Source organism: Pseudomonas mandelii, assembly GCF_006438925.1.
GTDB classification, from domain to species: Bacteria; Pseudomonadota; Gammaproteobacteria; order Pseudomonadales; family Pseudomonadaceae; genus Aquipseudomonas; species Aquipseudomonas mandelii_C.
Genome location: NZ_RCZA01000008.1, coordinates 38815 through 55192, shown reverse-complemented (window position 1 = coordinate 55192; position 16378 = coordinate 38815). Strand labels below are relative to the sequence as shown.

General features: G+C 59.6%; 17 protein-coding genes and 1 pseudogene. 4 read left to right on the top strand and 14 right to left on the bottom strand.

Annotated features, from left to right (window positions below):
* Nucleotide 1: 1 nt before the first annotated feature.
* Complete coding sequence (locus EAH74_RS19140) at nt 2–1711, bottom strand: vWA domain-containing protein (RefSeq protein ID WP_140680357.1); 1710 nt, start codon at nt 1709–1711, stop codon at nt 2–4.
* Between the two features lie 87 nt (nt 1712–1798).
* Nucleotides 1799–2359 (bottom strand): YbhB/YbcL family Raf kinase inhibitor-like protein, encoded by a 561-nt coding sequence (locus tag EAH74_RS19135; RefSeq protein ID WP_140680356.1) that lies wholly within the window; start codon nt 2357–2359, stop codon nt 1799–1801.
* 139 nt (nt 2360–2498) lie between these two features.
* On the opposite strand from EAH74_RS19135, the gene EAH74_RS19130 reads away from it, so the two are divergent.
* A complete protein-coding gene (locus EAH74_RS19130) occupies nt 2499–4028 on the top strand; it encodes an apoptosis inducing factor family protein (protein WP_140680355.1) in 1530 nt (509 codons plus the stop codon).
* 90 nt (nt 4029–4118) lie between these two features.
* Here the strand turns inward: EAH74_RS19130 and EAH74_RS19125 are convergent, their stop codons facing one another.
* The 12 genes and pseudogenes from EAH74_RS19125 to EAH74_RS19070 all read right to left on the bottom strand — a co-directional run bounded on the left by EAH74_RS19125 (nt 4119) and on the right by EAH74_RS19070 (nt 13999).
* Complete coding sequence (locus EAH74_RS19125) at nt 4119–5624, bottom strand: YdgA family protein (RefSeq protein ID WP_140680354.1); 1506 nt, start codon at nt 5622–5624, stop codon at nt 4119–4121.
* 307 nt (nt 5625–5931) lie between these two features.
* Nucleotides 5932–6570, bottom strand: coding sequence for an NADH:ubiquinone oxidoreductase subunit N (locus tag EAH74_RS19120; RefSeq protein WP_140680352.1), 639 nt, complete (start codon nt 6568–6570; stop codon nt 5932–5934).
* An 82-nt stretch (nt 6571–6652) separates the two neighbouring features.
* Nucleotides 6653–8101 (bottom strand): efflux transporter outer membrane subunit, encoded by a 1449-nt coding sequence (locus EAH74_RS19115; protein ID WP_140680351.1) that lies wholly within the window; start codon nt 8099–8101, stop codon nt 6653–6655.
* Nucleotides 8098–8985 (bottom strand): efflux RND transporter periplasmic adaptor subunit, encoded by an 888-nt coding sequence (locus EAH74_RS19110; RefSeq protein ID WP_033058627.1) that lies wholly within the window; start codon nt 8983–8985, stop codon nt 8098–8100. Before EAH74_RS19110 ends, EAH74_RS19115 begins: the two co-directional genes overlap by 4 nt.
* Nucleotides 8982–9191 (bottom strand): DUF1656 domain-containing protein, encoded by a 210-nt coding sequence (locus EAH74_RS19105; RefSeq protein WP_033058629.1) that lies wholly within the window; start codon nt 9189–9191, stop codon nt 8982–8984. The genes EAH74_RS19110 and EAH74_RS19105 overlap by 4 nt, the downstream gene beginning before the upstream one ends.
* Entirely contained in the window at nt 9188–11260 is a 2073-nt protein-coding gene (locus EAH74_RS19100) for an FUSC family protein (protein ID WP_140680350.1), read from the bottom strand. Before EAH74_RS19100 ends, EAH74_RS19105 begins: the two co-directional genes overlap by 4 nt.
* Nucleotides 11257–11685, bottom strand: coding sequence for a MarR family winged helix-turn-helix transcriptional regulator (locus EAH74_RS19095; RefSeq protein ID WP_140680349.1), 429 nt, complete (start codon nt 11683–11685; stop codon nt 11257–11259). The genes EAH74_RS19100 and EAH74_RS19095 overlap by 4 nt, the downstream gene beginning before the upstream one ends.
* Before the next feature lie 132 nt (nt 11686–11817).
* Nucleotides 11818–12243, bottom strand: a pseudogene (locus EAH74_RS19090) (Fic family protein); the annotation flags it as partial.
* Nucleotides 12244–12491: 248 nt separating this feature from the next.
* A complete protein-coding gene (locus tag EAH74_RS19085; protein ID WP_140680348.1) occupies nt 12492–12773 on the bottom strand; it encodes a type II toxin-antitoxin system RelE family toxin in 282 nt (93 codons plus the stop codon).
* A complete protein-coding gene (locus tag EAH74_RS19080) occupies nt 12763–13008 on the bottom strand; it encodes a type II toxin-antitoxin system Phd/YefM family antitoxin (RefSeq protein WP_008148141.1) in 246 nt (81 codons plus the stop codon). Before EAH74_RS19080 ends, EAH74_RS19085 begins: the two co-directional genes overlap by 11 nt.
* A gap of 145 nt (nt 13009–13153) precedes the next feature.
* A complete protein-coding gene (locus EAH74_RS19075) occupies nt 13154–13399 on the bottom strand; it encodes a DUF2789 domain-containing protein (protein ID WP_140680347.1) in 246 nt (81 codons plus the stop codon).
* 138 nt (nt 13400–13537) lie between these two features.
* Nucleotides 13538–13999: an aminoacyl-tRNA deacylase gene (locus tag EAH74_RS19070; protein WP_140680346.1), complete on the bottom strand. Its 462-nt coding sequence runs from the start codon at nt 13997–13999 to the stop codon at nt 13538–13540.
* A 199-nt stretch (nt 14000–14198) separates the two neighbouring features.
* On the opposite strand from EAH74_RS19070, the gene EAH74_RS19065 reads away from it, so the two are divergent.
* The 3 genes from EAH74_RS19065 (at nt 14199) to EAH74_RS19055 (ending at nt 16280) form a co-directional block, all read left to right on the top strand.
* On the top strand, nt 14199–14732 hold the full coding sequence (locus EAH74_RS19065) for an NfeD family protein (protein ID WP_140680344.1): 534 nt from the start codon (nt 14199–14201) through the stop codon (nt 14730–14732).
* A gap of 2 nt (nt 14733–14734) precedes the next feature.
* Nucleotides 14735–15493, top strand: coding sequence for a slipin family protein (locus EAH74_RS19060; protein ID WP_129439535.1), 759 nt, complete (start codon nt 14735–14737; stop codon nt 15491–15493).
* Nucleotides 15494–15896: 403 nt separating this feature from the next.
* Nucleotides 15897–16280 carry a DUF6124 family protein gene (locus EAH74_RS19055; RefSeq protein WP_140680343.1) on the top strand — a complete coding sequence of 128 codons (384 nt, stop codon included), beginning with the start codon at nt 15897–15899 and terminating at the stop codon, nt 16278–16280.
* Nucleotides 16281–16378: the final 98 nt, after the last annotated feature.

Here is a 16378-nt window from a genome sequence, read left to right as displayed (position 1 = left end):
TTCAGTTGTAGCCTCCTTTAAGCGGCTCACTATTCGATGCGGTCGTGGTTCGCAGACTTTGCGCCAACTCCACCAATTGCACGAACTCTGCCCGCAGACCAAATCGATCCTCGCCCCGCGCACCGCGCGCCAACGCCTCGGTGTCCTTGAGGCTGAAATCGCCGGTATAACGCCCGTCCTTGAGCTGCTGGGAAAACGCTGCCACGGCCGCCGCAAATCGCAGGTCTTCACTGGCTGGCGCAGCATTGTCAGTGATCGGCCGCTCGATCAAGCGACTGTTCCCACCTTCGGGCAACTGATATCGCACGCGCAGAATGGCCATTTCCCCAGATTTCCCGGAAGCAACTGCCCCGGAGTTGCCATAGCGCAACGGCTCCAGCCAGCCCTTCTCGCCCGTGGGCACAATTTCGTACAACGCCGTCACCGTATGTCCTGCGCCGATTTCACCGGCATCGACCTTGTCGTTACTGAAGTCTTCACGCTTCAACGCGCGATTCTCATACCCCAACAGCCGGTATTCGCTGACCTGCGCCGGGTTGAACTCCACTTGCAGCTTCACATTTTTCGCCACGACGGCGAGGGTCGAGCCGAGTTGATCCACCAGCACCTTGCGCGCCTCGCGCAGGTTGTCGATGTAGGCATAGTTGCCGTCGCCGGCATCGGCCAACTGTTCCATCAGGTGTTCATTGTAGTTATCCACACCAAAACCCAATGTGGTCAGGGAAACGCCGGTCTTGCGTTTATCCACAGCCATTTGCTTGAGGCTGTCGAAGTCGCTGATACCGACGTTGAAGTCACCGTCGGTGGCCAGCAGGATGCGGTTGATGCCCTTGGGAATAAACGCCTGCTGCGCCATTTGATAAGCCAGTTCGATACCTGACGCTCCTGCGGTCGATCCGCCGGCGGTTAATTGATCGATGGCCGTACGAATTTTCGCTTTGTCGCGTCCGGAGGTCGGCTCCAGCACCACACGCGAATCACCGGCATAGACGACCAATGAAACCCGGTCCTGCTCGCGCAATTGATCGACCAGCAATTTCAGGGTGCTTTTGACCAGCGGCAAACCCTCGCGCCGGTCCATCGAGCCGGACACGTCCACCAAAAACACCAGGTTCGCCGGGGCCAGTTCCGCGACCGCGCGGTCCGAGGCCTTGATGCCGATGCGCAGCAATCGGGTATGCGGGTTCCACGGCGACGGCGCCAGCTCCGTGGTCACGCCGAAGGGCGAGCCATCGGTGGGCAATGCGTAATCGTAGGGAAAGTAATTGACCATTTCCTCCAGTCGCACCGCACCTTCCGGTGGCAAGCGCCCCTGATTGAGCAAGCGGCGGACGTTGGCGTAAGCGCCGGTGTCGACGTCGGCGCTGAAGGTCGAGACAGGCGCTTCGGCCACGCTGTGAATCGGGTTATCCGCCAGCGCTTGATACTGCTCCCGCTGCTCATCCCGATATCCCTGCGGATACGCCTCGCTCGCGGGCATCGGCGCATAGCTCGCCGTCGGTGCGGGGCGAACGCTGCGCTTGGCCATCGAGGTGTCCGCCATGACAGCCTCGCTGCGCACCAGTACTTCAGCCGGCAGCGCACCTTGAGCCGGTGGCGGAACCGAGGCGGAATCAGGCTTGGATGAAACGCCGCAACCAGTAATCGCCAACAGCAACCCGGCGGCGAAACCCTGGGCGGCCGGGCGGAGGAAATGCAGAGGGAGGGACATGGGGGCTGACCTCAGGAGGAAATTGATCCATTCATCCTCTGAGACGAGCCCCTCTTCAGCTTCGGGTTAAACCGGCCGAAATTAATTTCAGCGGTGATAACGCCGCACCACACTGCTGTTTTTCAGCACATGGCCTTTGATTTTTTCCAGTAACTGCGCGCGCGTCAGGCCCGCAGGCAAAGCGTCCGGCGCCAGATCCAGGGCGTAGAGCTGGATGATGTAGTGATGCGCACTGTCACCGACCGGCGGGCAAGGGCCCATATAACCTGTGGTGCCTTTGCTGTTGGTGCCACTGACACCTTCCAGGGCGGATTTTGCGCCGACGCCGGCGGCAATCTGATGAGTCGTGGCTTTGATGCCGTAATGCACCCAGTGATCGACGCCTTGGCCTTTTTGGCCGTCGGGATCGTGCATGACAATGGCGTAACTGAGGGTGCCCGCCGGGCCGGCGTTCCAGTTCAAGGCCGGCGACTGGTTGTGCCCACCACAATTGGGCGCATCGCTGGCGGAAGCCGAGAGGAACAGTCGATCGTCGGTGACACCTGGGATGTTCAGGGTGAAACGCTCCTGGGCCTGCGCCGGAATTTGCACGCAAAGGGCGACTGCAACGGCCGCCAGCCAAGGATTCAGAGAGGTCAATCGGGTCATACCGGAGCACCTTGTGCGGGTGGGGCCGTCGTCGGCGTGCAAACTATAGCCGGACCGTTCACTCGGTGGCAGCGGGAATTGGCTGAACCTCCAGATAAGCGCCAAACTCTTAAGTGAAACGCTTGCCTGGAGAGTGATCATGGCACTGCACCGCGTCGCCCGTTTCGCCGATGTGTCCGAAAACCGGGGCCTTGAGGTCCAGATCGCGGACACGAAAATTGTCCTGCTGCGGGTGGGCGATCATCTGCGCGCTTTTCAGGGCGAATGCCCCCATGCCGGGGCGCCGCTGGCTGAAGGCGCTCTGTGCCACGGACGTTTGATCTGCCCCTGGCACAAGGCCGCGTATCGGATCGAGGACGGTGCGCTGTGCGAACCGCCGGCCCTGGACAGCCTCAAGCGCTATCCGCTGGAAGTGCGCGATGGCGAGGTCTGGGTCGACGATCAGCCGATGTCCGACGCTCACACCCCACCAGCGGACGACGAGCGAACGTTTGTGATCATCGGTGCCGGTGCGGCAGGCACGGCGTGCGCGGCAGCATTGCGCGAAAAGGGCTTCGGTGGGCGGGTGCTGTTGATTGACCGTGAAACCGACGCCGGTTACGACCGCACGGTCTTGAGTAAATTCGTGATTGCCGGGGAGATGCCGCCGGAAGAAGTCCCGCCGCTGCGTGATGAGCACTTTTACCGCGAACAGCGCATTGAGCGAATAAACGCAGAAGTGGCGAGCCTGGACGCCGCGAACAAGACCTTGCACCTGGCTGATGGTCAATCGCTGAGCTACGACGCTGCCCTGCTCGCCACCGGTGGCACACCCAACCCGCTGACGCTGCCTGGCGCCGACCTGCCACAGGTGTTCGTGCTGCGTTCGAAGGATCAGGCGCAGCGGATTCTGCGCTCGGCACAACCAGGCCAACGAGCGGTGATCATCGGCGACAGTTTTATTGCCATGGAATCCGCGTCCTCCCTGCGTCAATACGGTCTGGACGTCACCGTTCTGGCCCGCCATGCAGTACCTTTTGCCAAACAGTTTGGCGAGGCCGTCGGCAAGGCGATTCGTGCCCTGCACGAGGCCAACGGCGTGGTGTTTCATACGGATGGCAACGCAACGCACGTCGAAGGAACGACCAAGGTTGAAGCGGTACGCCTGGACAACGGTCAACGTTTACCGGCGGATCTGGTGTTGGTCGGCATTGGCGTCAGCCCGGCAACCGGCGCATTTACCGGCCTTCCCCTGGAAAAAGACCAGTCGCTGAAGGTCGACGGCGGGATGCGCGTGACCGATGGGCTTTGGGCCGCCGGCGATATCGCGACCTTCCCGCTCAACGGCCAGCCCCAACGAATCGAACATTGGCGCCTGGCACAACAACAGGCACGGATCGCGGCGATGAACATGCTTGGCGGCGACGAGCATTACCTCGACATCCCCTATTTCTGGACCTGGCACTTCGGTAAAAACTACGACTACCTTGGCCACGCCGCGACCTGGGATGAGGTCGAGTTCAAAGGCGACCCTGACCATCCACCCTTTATCGGCCTGTTCGGCAAGGAGGGATTGGTGGTCGCCGCAGTGGCATGCGATGAAGAACGTGCGATAGCGATGCTCGCCGAACGGATGAAACAGCCGTTGACGGTGGACGAGGCGTGGCGGCTGATTAGGGACCTGAATTGACGGCTGTTCCCCCCATTTCAAACGCCAGACAGCAAAACGCCCGGCGTCTGCGTTGTGCAGAGGCCGGGCGTCGGTGTGTAAGCCCTGGTTTTACTCGACGGTGACATTCCCGCCGAATTTGCTCATGACAAACCCGACAAACTCTTCGACGGTCATCTTCTGGCCGTTGAATTCCACCTGATTATTGGCGTAGTGCAGTTTGGAAACGATGTTGTTGCCATCCAGTTTTGCCAACTGCGTACCGATTGCCATGCTGCCAAACATGTCGGCGGTAGCCGTGGCCTGATCGGCGATGAGCTTGGCGTCGGTCTGACCGTCGATTTGCGACTGCACGCTCAGCAGGTCAACGAGCATTGGTTTGGACACTTTCACGTTGACGACCAGCAGCGCGATCAATTGTTGGGTCAGTTGATCGGGCGGCAGGTCCATGGATTGTGGTTTGGTCAGGTCGAGCACCAGGTTGGCGCGGCTTTCGCCATTGGGGGTGTTGAACGACAGATTCTCCAGGGCGACCTGCGGGCCGGCGGCCAGCAGTTTCTCCAGGCCTGTTTTGACCTGCGCCTCTTCGGCCGGGGTCAGGACCAGCTCTGGCGCCGGTTCACCCGCAGCCACGGCCTCAGCGGCGGCCCTCTCGTACGGTTGCAGTTTGGTCTGGTAAATCTGCATCAACGACAGGGTTGCCGGGATGTCGAGGTTCTTCAGGCTCATGACCATCTGCGCAGAGCCGACCGTCTTGCCGTTCAGGGTCACCTCTCCCACCTTGTAATCGGCACGCCCCGAAGCGCTGGTGCCGGATTCCTCGGTCTGGTTCTTCATTTCAAATTTCTTGAAACCCAGGACCGACTGCTTGGCGCCGAAGGTGGTCTTGCTGTCAGTCAGCTCGACGGTGTTGTCGCCGGTGTAGTAGCCATAGGTACTTTTTGTCAGGTTGCTGGCCAGGGTCAGACCGTTCAGTTCGACCTTCACCGGCGTCTGATCTTCAGCCACCGTGCTCAGTGTCAGGCTATCCATGTAACCGTCGGCCTTGAGCTTCTGCGCTTGTGCGCTGGCGGCGACATCGAGGTTCAGCCCGGAGAATGTCAGGTTGGACTTGTCGTCAAGCGCGACGTCCAGCGGCAGCAATTGCAGGGTGCCGTTGGTGGCATTGTCGTAACCGATGTTGACCACGCCCGTGAGTGGCGATTTGTCCTTGGCAGCGACGAACCATTTCTCGGTGGTCGGGGTTCTTTCCAGTTCGTAGTGACTGGTAGCCAGGACCGGCAGCCACTTCAGCGACACCAGGCGCGAAAACGGCAGCGGACCGTGTTCGATGCGATCGACGAACAGCAACTCCACCGGTGCTTCACCGAACATCTCGCCTTCGCCCTTGAGGCGGTAGTGCGCGGTGCTGCTGAACACATGGCGCTCCAGCGACACCAGCTCCAGCGACGCCGTGCCGTTGGAACCGACCAGCGCGGCTTGCAACTCTTTGTTGGCGTCGGCGATCGAGGTGTTCAGCACACCTTCGAGTTTGGTGCCGGTGTACCAGGCACCGCCGGCGCTGATTGCACCGATGGCAACGACGATTCCAAGAAGCACGCCTGCTGATTTATTCATGAATGACCCGATCAATGTCCGTTGTTTGAAGGTGTGGTCGTCTTCCCTGAACCCGACGGGTTACGGTCACGACTGCGATAAAAGTGCGATGGAGATTAGCATCAGGCGCACCAGGCGACCCAATGTTTAAAGGTTAAAGAGTGTCTATGGAGTGTCACTGCTTGTGGACAACTGGCAGGTGGTGAGAGTTTCGGCGGATATGAAATCGCCATCGCGAGCAGGCTCGCTCCCACAGGGTGTTGTGATCGACACATAACCCATGTGGGAGCGAGCCTGCTCGCGATGGCGTCAGCCCTGCAAACACAGATCAGGAATACTGAACCTCGATCTCATCAAGTTGATGATCAAAGCTCTTGAGCCGTGCGGTCCATGTATAGACCAGCACTTCGAAGTCACGATTGATCACCGCCGTGCCGCTTGGGGATTCCGAGCGTGGGTCGCAAAAATCCAGCTGATAACGTTCGCGGGCCATGGCGGTGGCGACATCGGAGAGTTCACGGGCGTTATTGAGCCAGTGCCAGCCCTCCTCCGACACTTGCTTGTCCAGCGCCTGGCATTGTTTTTTCAGGGTTTCGAGGCTTTTTTCCAGCGGTGTGCCGGTGAGTTCGCCCATGACTTCCTGGAACGTACGCCCCGGTTGCCAGTAACTGCCCCAGAAATACCGATCGAACACCGTTTCGACACGGCGCAGTGCGACCTTGGTGTCCCAGATCAGCACCAGGGTCTTGCCTTGTTCGAGCTGTCTTTTTTTGATCCGCTGACCCTGGACCGACGCCCAGGCCACCACCACGATTGCCATCACGGCAATCAATGCCGCGGCGCTGTCGAGGAATACCAGCGCCTTGTCGATCTGGTTGGCCAGCATGATGCCGTAGAAATAGGTGGCCGACAGCAACACCAATGCCGCTATAGCGCACCAGAAGCCGGGAGCATAAGGGTTTTTCATTATTGGAATCCCCATGACCAACGCGAGCCTTGATTGATGAGTTCGACGCGCGACCTCATCAAATCAAAGCATAGCAACGGCCTCAGGGTTTGCCGGAGTTCGTGCCTTGCGTTCGTCCGCTTTCCCAGCCGCCGCCCAATGCCAGGAACAAATCGATCTGGCTCATGGCAACCTGCGTGCTGGCGGAAGCCAGTTGCGCCCGCACGTCGGTGTAGGTGCGGGTCGCTTGCAAGTCCGCCAGGAACGATGCGCGGCCGGCCTGGAAGAAGCGGTGAGTCTGGTCTGCGGCCAATTGCGCTGATTGCTCGGCGTCGGCCAACGCATCGCGGCGCTGCAGCAACGCGGAGTACTGCGCCAGGCCGGTTTGGGTTTCGCGGATGGCGTTGAGCACCACGCCATCGAAATGTGCCAGCGCGCCTTGGGTGGAGGCTTCGGCCTCGCGGATTCGCGCCCGGGAGCCGTTGGACGGCACGGTCCAGGTCAGCAACGGCCCGAAGCCCCAGCGATTGGTCGCCGGTTTGCCGAGGTTTTCCAGGATGCCGACGGTACCGACGGTCGCGCCGATGCTGATGTCCGGGTACAACTCGCCGGTGGCGATGCCGATGCCGGCGGTCGCGGCAGCCAGTCGTCGCTCGGCCTGCCGCACATCGGGACGGCGCTTGAGCAACGTCGCGCCGTCACCGACCGGTAATAATTGCGCAATCTTTGGCAGCTCCGCACAGCGGTCGGTGCCGGCTGGCAGTTGCTCCAGCGGTTTGGCCAACAGCATCGACAAGCGGAACAACCCGGCCTGACGGGCCGCCTCATAACGCGGCATGTCGGCGCGCAAGGATTTGAATTGGGTTTGCGAGCGGGTCACTTGAGTTTCGTCACCGCGCCCGGCGTCACGCAGACGTTGGATTAGCGTGGTGCTCTGGGCTTGCAGGTCGAGGGAATGCTGGGCGATTTCCTGCTCTTCGTTGGCGGCGCAGACTTGGGTGTAGGCCCGAACCACATCGGCTACCAAGGTGATTCGTGCGGTATCCGCCGCGGCTTGCGTCGCATCGGCATTAGCCTTGGCCGCTTCGATGCCGCGCTGCAACGTGCCAAACAGGTCGAACTGATACGAGGTGGTAATGCCAATGTCGCCGACGTTGGCCACCGGCACTTTCTCCGGCAGCAGGAATGCTTCGCCGGACTCCTGCAAACGTTGGGCGCCCATCTTCACCCCGCCGCTCCAGCCACCGGCCGCTTGAGCTTCATCGACCTGCGCGCGCGCTCGGGAAAGGTTCGCCGCTGCCACGCGTAAATCGGTGTTGGAGGCCATGGCCTGCTCGACCAATTGATCGAGGCGCGGATCTTGATACAAGCGCCACCAATCGCTGGGCACCGGCGCCGAGACGACATTTTTGCCGTTCACCGCCAAGTCGCCCTGCAAGTCTTCACGGTGTACGGCGGCCTCGTCCGGCAAGTGATAATCCGGCCCGACCACCTGGCAGGCCGACAGCAACAGGCCTAACCCGGCGATAGCCAAACCCGAGGCCCTGCTCATTTCGCGGGCTCCTGGGTTTGATCGTCAATGATCGACACTGTGGCGGTACGCCCAGCGATCATGCGGAAATCCGCCGGCACATCGTCGAAGGCGATCCGCACCGGAATCCGCTGGGCCAGCCGTACCCAGCTGAACGCCGGGTTGACGTTGGGCAGCAAGTTGCTGCCGCTGCTGCGGTCACGGTCTTCGATCCCGGCGACGATGCTTTCCACATGCCCGCGCAGGCGAGCCCGATCGCCGATCACCCGAATATCGACGCTCTGGCCGACATGAATGCCGTCCAGTTTGGTTTCTTCAAAATAACCGTCGATGTGGAACGAATTGCTGTCCACCACCGACAACACCGGACGCCCGGCGGTGACGAATTCCTGGTTGCGCGGTGCACGGTCGTTGACGTAGCCATCCACCGGGCTGCGGATGGTCGAGCGGTCAAGGTTGAGCTGGGCGCTGTCCACCGCCACCTGAGCTTCCATCAACGCCACTTCGGCGCGGGCCACCCGGGACTGGCTCTCTTCCAGTTGCTCACCGGGCACCAGATTGCCGAGGCCACGGTTACGCTTGGCTTCGCGTTGCGCCTGCGCCAGGGTTTCCTGCCGGTCGGCGACTGCCGCCTTGGCCTGACGCAGGGCCAGTTTGAAACGGTCCTGGTCAATGCTGAACAGCACTTGACCACGTTTGACTAATTGGTTGTCACGCACGTCGACTCGCTGGATCAGCCCGGACACGTCCGGCGCGATCTGCACGATGTCGGCGCGAATGTGGCCGTCGCGGGTCCAGGGCGCGAACATGTAATACATCACCATGCGCCAGACCACGACAACGGCGAAGGTCACGATCAGCAGAGTCAGCACCACGCGACCGATGGTCAAAAAAGGTTTTTTCATGTCATCAGGTATCGACTGAGTGAGTCCACGGCGCCGAGCAGCACAGCGTAGAGAGCCACGTTAAACAATGCCCGGTGCCAGACCAGACGGTAAAAGTGCAGACGCGTCAGCAACCCGTGCACCAGCAGGAACAACACATACGTAATGCCCATCAGCACGAGCAGCGTGGGCAGAAACACCCCGCTGATATCCAGGTCACCGATCATAAAGGCGCTCCATCGATGCCATGGGGAAGCGGTTCTTCGAGCTCGCCGGCGCCGACGAATTCCACCCCTGGCAGCAGCGACAAACGCAGGCCGCTCAAGGCGTGCAGCAGATGCAGACGCGCACCTTCATCGCACTCCGTGTTGAGAGCACGGCGGGTGCGATCCAGGGTCATCAGCAACGGGCTCGGCGCCGGCAAACGCTCGCCGGCCTTGAGGCAGGCCTTGAAATACTCGCCGACCTCGGCCACCACCTGGTGCAACAGCACTTGCGGTACGCCGAGTACTCGCGGCGTATAGGCGAGCAAATCCAGCAGGTTCAGCGCCACGCGCACTTCCCGCAGGGCGATGCCCGTGTCCTGGCCGGTCATGGCCAGGCGCGGCAAATGCTGCATCAGGCGATCGAGCATCTGCACGCCCAGGTGCCGGTGATCGGCCAGCGAGGCCGGTTCAGTGAGGCTGACAATGTCGCGCCAGCTGAAACGGGTCAGGCGCTTGGCCGCCAGTTCGGCGCCGAACGGCCGGGCGATCAGGGTCCAGACGAAGGCGAACAACAAGCCCACGGGACCGGCCAGGTTGGAGTTTACGAAGCTGAGGAAATCCGCGTCGTAGGCGCCCTGAATACTGATGAACGATGACGTGTTGACGAGGGTCAGCAGCATGCCCAGATAGAACTGCGGTTTTACCGTCAGAGTGCCGATGCAAATGAACGGCACGGCAAACGCCAGCACCAGCATCGGGAAGTCATGCAGGTTGGGCAGGACCAGAAACAGGTAAAGACTGGCGAACAACACCGACATTGCCGTCCAGAAAAAGAATCTGAAAATCTGCGGTGCCGGGTCGTCCATCGAAGCGAAAAAGCTGCACGCCACCGCCGCCAGAATCACCGCGGCGCCACCGTCGGTCCAGCCGAGCAGAATCCACAGCACCGAAGCGACGATGATGGCGGTGACCGTGGACGCCGCCGAATAGAGCATCAGCCCACGGTCGAGAAACGGCGACAGCCGACCGAGCCGCCAGTGCCGATACACCGCGCGCCAGCTGTCCTGGCTTTCGCACTCGATGGCGTACTGCAGGCTGCGGCAGTCCTGCCACACATCGATCCACTCGCCGAGGCGATACAGGGCGTTGGAGAACAGCAGCTGTTTGCGATCATCCAACGCTTCGGCGGACGGTTGCAGCGCTTCGAGTTGATCTTTCAGCGCTTGCCAGCGGGCGAGGTCGGCGTCTTTGTGGTCGAGCCATTCGGTGGTCGCCGCCAGCAGCGGCGCGAACTTATCCACAAGCTCCGGCGTGCGCCGTTCAAGGGCATACAGCGCGTCATCAAGAGCATCAATCACCGGCAGCAAATGAATCATTCGCCCGCGCAGTTCCTTGGTGTTGCGCACCGTTTGCGGCCGCGCGCCTTCGTGGGGCAACTGGCCGATCATCAATTCCAGCGTGTTGAAGGTCGCGACCATCGACGAACGCAGCGCACTCACTTCGTCCGGCTGCACGTTGCGGCAGAGGAAACGCAGGCTGTAAGTCGAGGCATCGGCAAACCATTTGTTCACCGAATCGTTGAACACCGGCGCCAGCCGCCGAGGCCAGAACATGGCGCCGACCACCGCGGCCACGGCGATGCCGAGGAAGATTTCTTCCGTCCGCGCTTCGGCCACGTCCCACACCCCCAACGGGTTATCCACCACCGGCAGGGCGATCAGCGGCAAGGTGTAACCGGCGAGCATCAGCGCGTAACTGTTGGCCGTGCGCAGATGCAGCGACAGAAACAGCAGAATCCCGGTCCACAGCGCGATGACCACCACCAGTACATAGGGGCTCTGGACAAACATCGGCACGAAAAAAACCGCGGCGGCGGCACCGAGAAGGGTGCCGACCGCGCGGTACAGCGCCTTGGAACTGGTAGGGCCGAGAAACGGACTGGAAACGATGTAGACCGTGGCCATCGCCCAGTAAGGCCGGGGCATTTGCATGAGCATGGCGATGTACAACGCGATCATCGATGCCGCGAACGTTCGCACACCGTAGAACCAGTCCCGCGCCGGGGGCATGCCGGTAAAAAATCCGCTCAAGGGTAGATCACCGGCAGGTGATTGGCCGATTCAAAAGCCTTCAGCACCCGCAATGCCGCTTCCAGATCACTCTGATCGATCCCTTCGAGCACTTCATGGCGCAAACGCACCAGCTCGACTTCGACGGCTTGCACCAACTCACGACCGGTCTCGGTCAGGCTCAGGCATTTGGCGCGCCGGTCATGGGCGTCTTCGGTACGGCAGACGTAGCCGGCATGACACAGCTGATCCAGCAAGCGCACCAGGGACGGGCTCTCCATCCCGGCCGCCTGCGCCACCGTCACCTGCCGCACACCCTCGCCCAAACGCCCGATCATCAACAACGGAACGGCGCAGGCTTCGGAGATTCCATAGTTCACCAGCGTGGTCTGGCAGATCTTCCGCCAATGCCTGGCGGCCACCACCATGGAGCTGCTGATGTTCATCTGGAGAGCGTCGAGGTTTTTCGGCACGAGGGGAAACACACACTGTTAGTTTGCTAACTATCAATATGGCATTGGAGGGGAAAGTTGGTCAAGTTTTGAAACAATTCAATTATCAGACGAATGCTTGCCCCCTTAGACATCACTCAACAATCTTCCCGCTTCTCCCTCAATAAAATCTAAAACCTCCTCCGGCACGCTGTACTGAAACTGCTTGCGTCGGTGCTTCGAGACCTTGCCGTCGTTGTCCAGGCACATCATCACCAGCTTCGACAGGTCACTGCCCCGCACATCGAAACGCTGATTTACCGCTTTGACTACACGGTCGTAACGGTCCAGAAACTCAGTTTCCTCACGCAGTTCGATTTCCAGCGCACGTCGCGCCATCTGCAATGTGAATTCGACGCAGGGGGTGGCGTCCCAGAAGCGATAAATGGACGGGTGGCCGATGAACTCGAAAACCATCTGATCAGCGTCCAGCCAAGTGACATTCCAAAAATCACGAGCAGGTTTTGAGAAGTCCTTCAGCGCTTCCAGGTAATTCGCCTCTTCGTGACGTATCCAACCAATGGCATTGGTGCGCGTCCACACAAAAAGTTCACAAACGCGATTAAAGGCCAGATTTCTTCAACACTTCTAAGTTTTTTGCATATTTCAGCCATTTCACCCAGATTTTTACACCCCACCCTTTCCTCATCAGCACATCCAACTGACCCCGTTATTTGAACGGGGAAGGCAGACGGTGGGAGATCGAACTGAATATGCCGCAAGGCAGACGCTGGCGGCAGAATAAGAAAGGTCGAGGGCTATCAGCGTTTCTTGGCTCGATCATAAACAGCGCTTCGCTCACGCTTACCCACTGCCACCACGGAAACGACTACACGCTCATCAATAACCTCGTACACCAACCTGTACCCCGATGACCGCAGCTTGATTTTGTAGCAGTCAGGCATTCCATGTAGTGAATCTGAGGGCACTCGCGGGAGCTCAAGTCGCTCTGCCAGTTTCTTTTTGAATTGCTCGCACAATGTATGACCCAGTTTGTCCCACTCCTTGCGTGCAGACGGCAGGAATTCGAGCTTATAGGTCATCCAGATTTACCGGGATCGGCGTTTCATGCCTGCGTGAGCGAACAATTTCCGCCAACTCAAGGTCATCGAGCCGCTCCATCATGGCCTCGAAAACATCGGCCGGGACCATGTAGCCCATCACTCGATTGTGATTCAGCACCGCGACAGGCCCACCATGGGCGCCACTCAAGACCGCTGATGGGTTTTTCTTCAACTCAGACACACTGACAGCCATGTCGGCCAGAACATTTTGCATAATTAAGACCTCAATTCAGGTCGTAATTCTGGTCTATTTAGACTTTATGAGCAACCTAGAAAAAATCCTGAAATTGGACTTCCATCCAGATTTTTTTACCACTCACCAGTTTTTTTTACATTTCGCCATTTTCACTCAGATTTTTTTACACCCCCCGCCCCTTCCGCAGCAGCACATCCAACTGATCCACCACCTCCGCCCAATCGGCGTCATCCAGAATTTCGTCACGCAGAAGCTCCGCTTGGCTCTCGCTCCAGAAAAACGCATCAGCCAAATGCAATTCAGGCTTGAGCGGTGAATGGGTGGCGATGAATTTGTCGATGCTTTCGGCGTCGTCAGGCAGGCCGAGTTGTTTGAACAGGGAGGGGAGGCTGTGGGTTGGGGATTCCATGTCGGGCTCCTTTTTCATGGCAAATGATTGGGTGACTGCTGCGCAGTCAATCGCGAGCAGGCTCGCTCCCACATGGAATCGCGCTCAACTGTGGGAGCGAGCTTGCTCGCGATGGCGGTGTTACTGGCGCCGCAAATACTACTGACTCAACTCGCACACTTCAGCATGCGGCACCATTTTCAGATATTCCGGCACGCTCATGTGCACCAGGTTGTTGTGGTTACCAGCCTCCAGGTAGATGTCTTTTTGCCGGGTCAGCAGCGGGTCGATGACCATGTCCAGACCATAGGATTCGCCCAACGCAGGCACCGCTCCGCGTTCGCAATCCTGGAACAGATGCGCCAGGGTGCTTTCCCGGGTGATCTGCCATTCGCTACTGCCGCGTACTTTGCTCAGGTCCAGGTGACGGCTCGCTGGCAGCACAGCCATCAGGTAATGGCCGTGGTGGTCGTCGAGGATCACCGATTTGGCCACCCGTTCGGCAGGAATGCCTGCGACCCGTGCCGTTTCAAGGCTGCTGGCCGAGTGCGGATGGGTGACGACGTCAAATTCGCAGTGAGCCTTATTCAGGCTGTCCTGCACTGTTCTTGCCATACGCATGATGCACCTCGGTGTCCGCAACAACTGTTCGCGGACGATGGTTAAACTTTTTCTCTCCACTAAAAAGTCTAGGCCCGCTGGCGCAATCGCGCGGGAAATCTGCCCGCCGGAACACGGTCAACAACTGATCAAAATTCGTACAATCAAGAGCTCAGCTAGACTGTATAAAGAACCATCAATGACTCTCCCGGAGGGTCACGTGAACATTCGTTGTTGTGCGGTTGCGCTGCTGTTGGCCTTGAGCGGATCTGTATTCGCGGCGGACACCGTCGTCCTGCTGGTGCCCAACCCCGTCGGGATCTGGCTGATCACGTTCGGCATCGCGTTTCTGATCGCCGAGGCGGCCCTGCCCAATTACGGCGTGATTGGCCTGGGCGGCATTGTGATGTTCGTGATCGGTGCGGTGATTCTGACCAACACCGAGGTGCCGGTTCCATTGATGATCGGCCTGGGACTTGTCAGTGCCCTGCTGCTGATCTTCCTGCTGATCCGTGCCCTGAAAACCCGACCGCGCCACAACGTCAGTGGTGATGCCGAACTCATTGGCAGCGTGACCCCGGTGATGTCGTTACAAGCCGGCAACGCCTGTAACGGCTGGGTGCACCTGCAAGGAGAACAGTGGCAAGTACTCAGCGCCACGCCACTGCGACCCGGGCAACAGGTCCGGGTGGTGGCACGCAAGGGATTATTGCTGCAAGTGGCCGCGGCTGACGCGGCGCCGGGTGGAGAATAACCATGGGCCTGCAACTGGGTTTTGCCGCGCTGCTGTTACTGGTGATTGCACTGGCGGGGTCGACCTTCCGCATCCTGCGCGAATACGAGCGCGGGGTGGTCTTTCAGCTCGGGCGCTTCTGGCAGGTCAAAGGCCCTGGCCTGATCCTGCTGATTCCGGTGGTGCAGCAAATGGTTCGCGTCGACTTGCGTACCGTGGTCCTCGACGTGCCGCCACAAGACGTGATCACCCGCGACAACGTCTCGGTCAAGGTCAACGCTGTGCTGTATTTCCGCGTCCTCGATCCGCAGAAAGCGATTATTCAGGTCGAAGACTTTCTCATGGCCACCAGCCAATTGGCTCAGACCACGTTGCGGGCAGTGCTCGGTAAACACGAACTCGATGAACTGCTGGCCGAACGGGAGCGGTTGAACATCGACATCCAGCAAGTGCTCGACGCCCAGACCGACGCCTGGGGCATCAAGGTCGCCAACGTCGAGATCAAGCACGTGGACCTCAACGAATCGATGATCCGCGCCATCGCCAAACAGGCCGAAGCCGAACGGGAACGCCGGGCGAAGGTAATTCACGCCGAAGGCGAATTGCAGGCCTCGGAAAAGCTCATGCAGGCCGCCGAAATGCTCGGGCGTCAGCCTGGGGCCATGCAGCTGCGGTATATGCAGACATTGAGTTCGATTGCCGGGGACAAGAGTTCGACCATTGTCTTTCCGTTGCCGATCGAGTTGCTCAAAGGGATGGCGGATTTGTCGTCAAAACCTTGAAAAGATCGCAGCCTTCGGCAGCTCCTACAGGGGCGCGGCGTACACCTGTAGGAGCTGCCGAAGGCTGCGATCTTTTGACCTTCCCCACAGACACCAACGTCCGGTAACCGCGTCGGAGATTTCCTTCAAGTTGTAGCGGTGTTGGTGAACTTGTTCCGGTCCGAACCCAGGTCTAGTCTGGCCTTGTCACTGAAAAAACGGTGACACGGACGTGCAAGTCCGACGAAACTGTTTAGGTCGCAATTGCCATGGCTCACTGCTTTATGGCGGCTGCGCGCAGGAGATCCTCGGATCTGCTGGGTGTCCTAAACAGTCCCGGTCTTGCACACCTGCGCACGGCCGCCACCCAATTCGCGTGCAAACGAACGGTGGCGGTTCCTACTTACTGTTTAGGGAATTTTATATGTTCAAAGTAACGCCCAATCCTCCAGAGAACTCTGGAATCGACTCCGAAGATCCACTCGAAACCGAAAAACTCAAAGAAGCCGCCGAACGCGCCTTCGCCCACTACTTCCCCCCGACCACCGAAAAGCCGCCCAGGCACCGCAAAGGCAACCTCTTCACCGTCGCCCCCGAGGTCAACACCGAAACCCTTCTGGCCAACGCCTCCGAGGACCTGCTGTCCATCAGCGCCATCGCTGCCAATCTGGCAGACGATGTGGACGGGACACGGCGCTCGGTCGCCCTGGCGCTCAGCCGCATGGCCGATGGCGTGCAGTTGCTCGTAGAGCGAGCGCTGGATCATTGGGAGGAGTCAGAGATCATGCAGGCTCGAGTCAAGGTTTAGCCGGGTAGATTTGTGGTGAATTGACCACCGCCTTCGCGAGCAAGCCCGCTCCCACAGTTGATCTTCAGTGAACACAACCTCTATGTACCACTGAGATC

What these genes read in the sequence shown, in the direction of transcription:
- EAH74_RS19140 (WP_140680357.1), bottom strand. Translation starts at nt 1,711, where the DNA reads ATGTCCCTCCCTCTGCATTTCCTCCGCCCGGCCGCCCAGGGTTTCGCC.
- EAH74_RS19135 (WP_140680356.1), bottom strand. Translation starts at nt 2,359, where the DNA reads ATGACCCGATTGACCTCTCTGAATCCTTGGCTGGCGGCCGTTGCAGTC.
- EAH74_RS19130 (WP_140680355.1), top strand. Translation starts at nt 2,499, where the DNA reads ATGGCACTGCACCGCGTCGCCCGTTTCGCCGATGTGTCCGAAAACCGG.
- EAH74_RS19125 (WP_140680354.1), bottom strand. Translation starts at nt 5,624, where the DNA reads ATGAATAAATCAGCAGGCGTGCTTCTTGGAATCGTCGTTGCCATCGGT.
- EAH74_RS19120 (WP_140680352.1), bottom strand. Translation starts at nt 6,570, where the DNA reads ATGAAAAACCCTTATGCTCCCGGCTTCTGGTGCGCTATAGCGGCATTG.
- EAH74_RS19115 (WP_140680351.1), bottom strand. Translation starts at nt 8,101, where the DNA reads ATGAGCAGGGCCTCGGGTTTGGCTATCGCCGGGTTAGGCCTGTTGCTG.
- EAH74_RS19110 (WP_033058627.1), bottom strand. Translation starts at nt 8,985, where the DNA reads ATGAAAAAACCTTTTTTGACCATCGGTCGCGTGGTGCTGACTCTGCTG.
- EAH74_RS19105 (WP_033058629.1), bottom strand. Translation starts at nt 9,191, where the DNA reads ATGATCGGTGACCTGGATATCAGCGGGGTGTTTCTGCCCACGCTGCTC.
- EAH74_RS19095 (WP_140680349.1), bottom strand. Translation starts at nt 11,685, where the DNA reads ATGAACATCAGCAGCTCCATGGTGGTGGCCGCCAGGCATTGGCGGAAG.
- EAH74_RS19085 (WP_140680348.1), bottom strand. Translation starts at nt 12,773, where the DNA reads ATGACCTATAAGCTCGAATTCCTGCCGTCTGCACGCAAGGAGTGGGAC.
- EAH74_RS19080 (WP_008148141.1), bottom strand. Translation starts at nt 13,008, where the DNA reads ATGCAAAATGTTCTGGCCGACATGGCTGTCAGTGTGTCTGAGTTGAAG.
- EAH74_RS19075 (WP_140680347.1), bottom strand. Translation starts at nt 13,399, where the DNA reads ATGGAATCCCCAACCCACAGCCTCCCCTCCCTGTTCAAACAACTCGGC.
- EAH74_RS19070 (WP_140680346.1), bottom strand. Translation starts at nt 13,999, where the DNA reads ATGCGTATGGCAAGAACAGTGCAGGACAGCCTGAATAAGGCTCACTGC.
- EAH74_RS19060 (WP_129439535.1), top strand. Translation starts at nt 14,735, where the DNA reads ATGGGCCTGCAACTGGGTTTTGCCGCGCTGCTGTTACTGGTGATTGCA.
- EAH74_RS19055 (WP_140680343.1), top strand. Translation starts at nt 15,897, where the DNA reads ATGTTCAAAGTAACGCCCAATCCTCCAGAGAACTCTGGAATCGACTCC.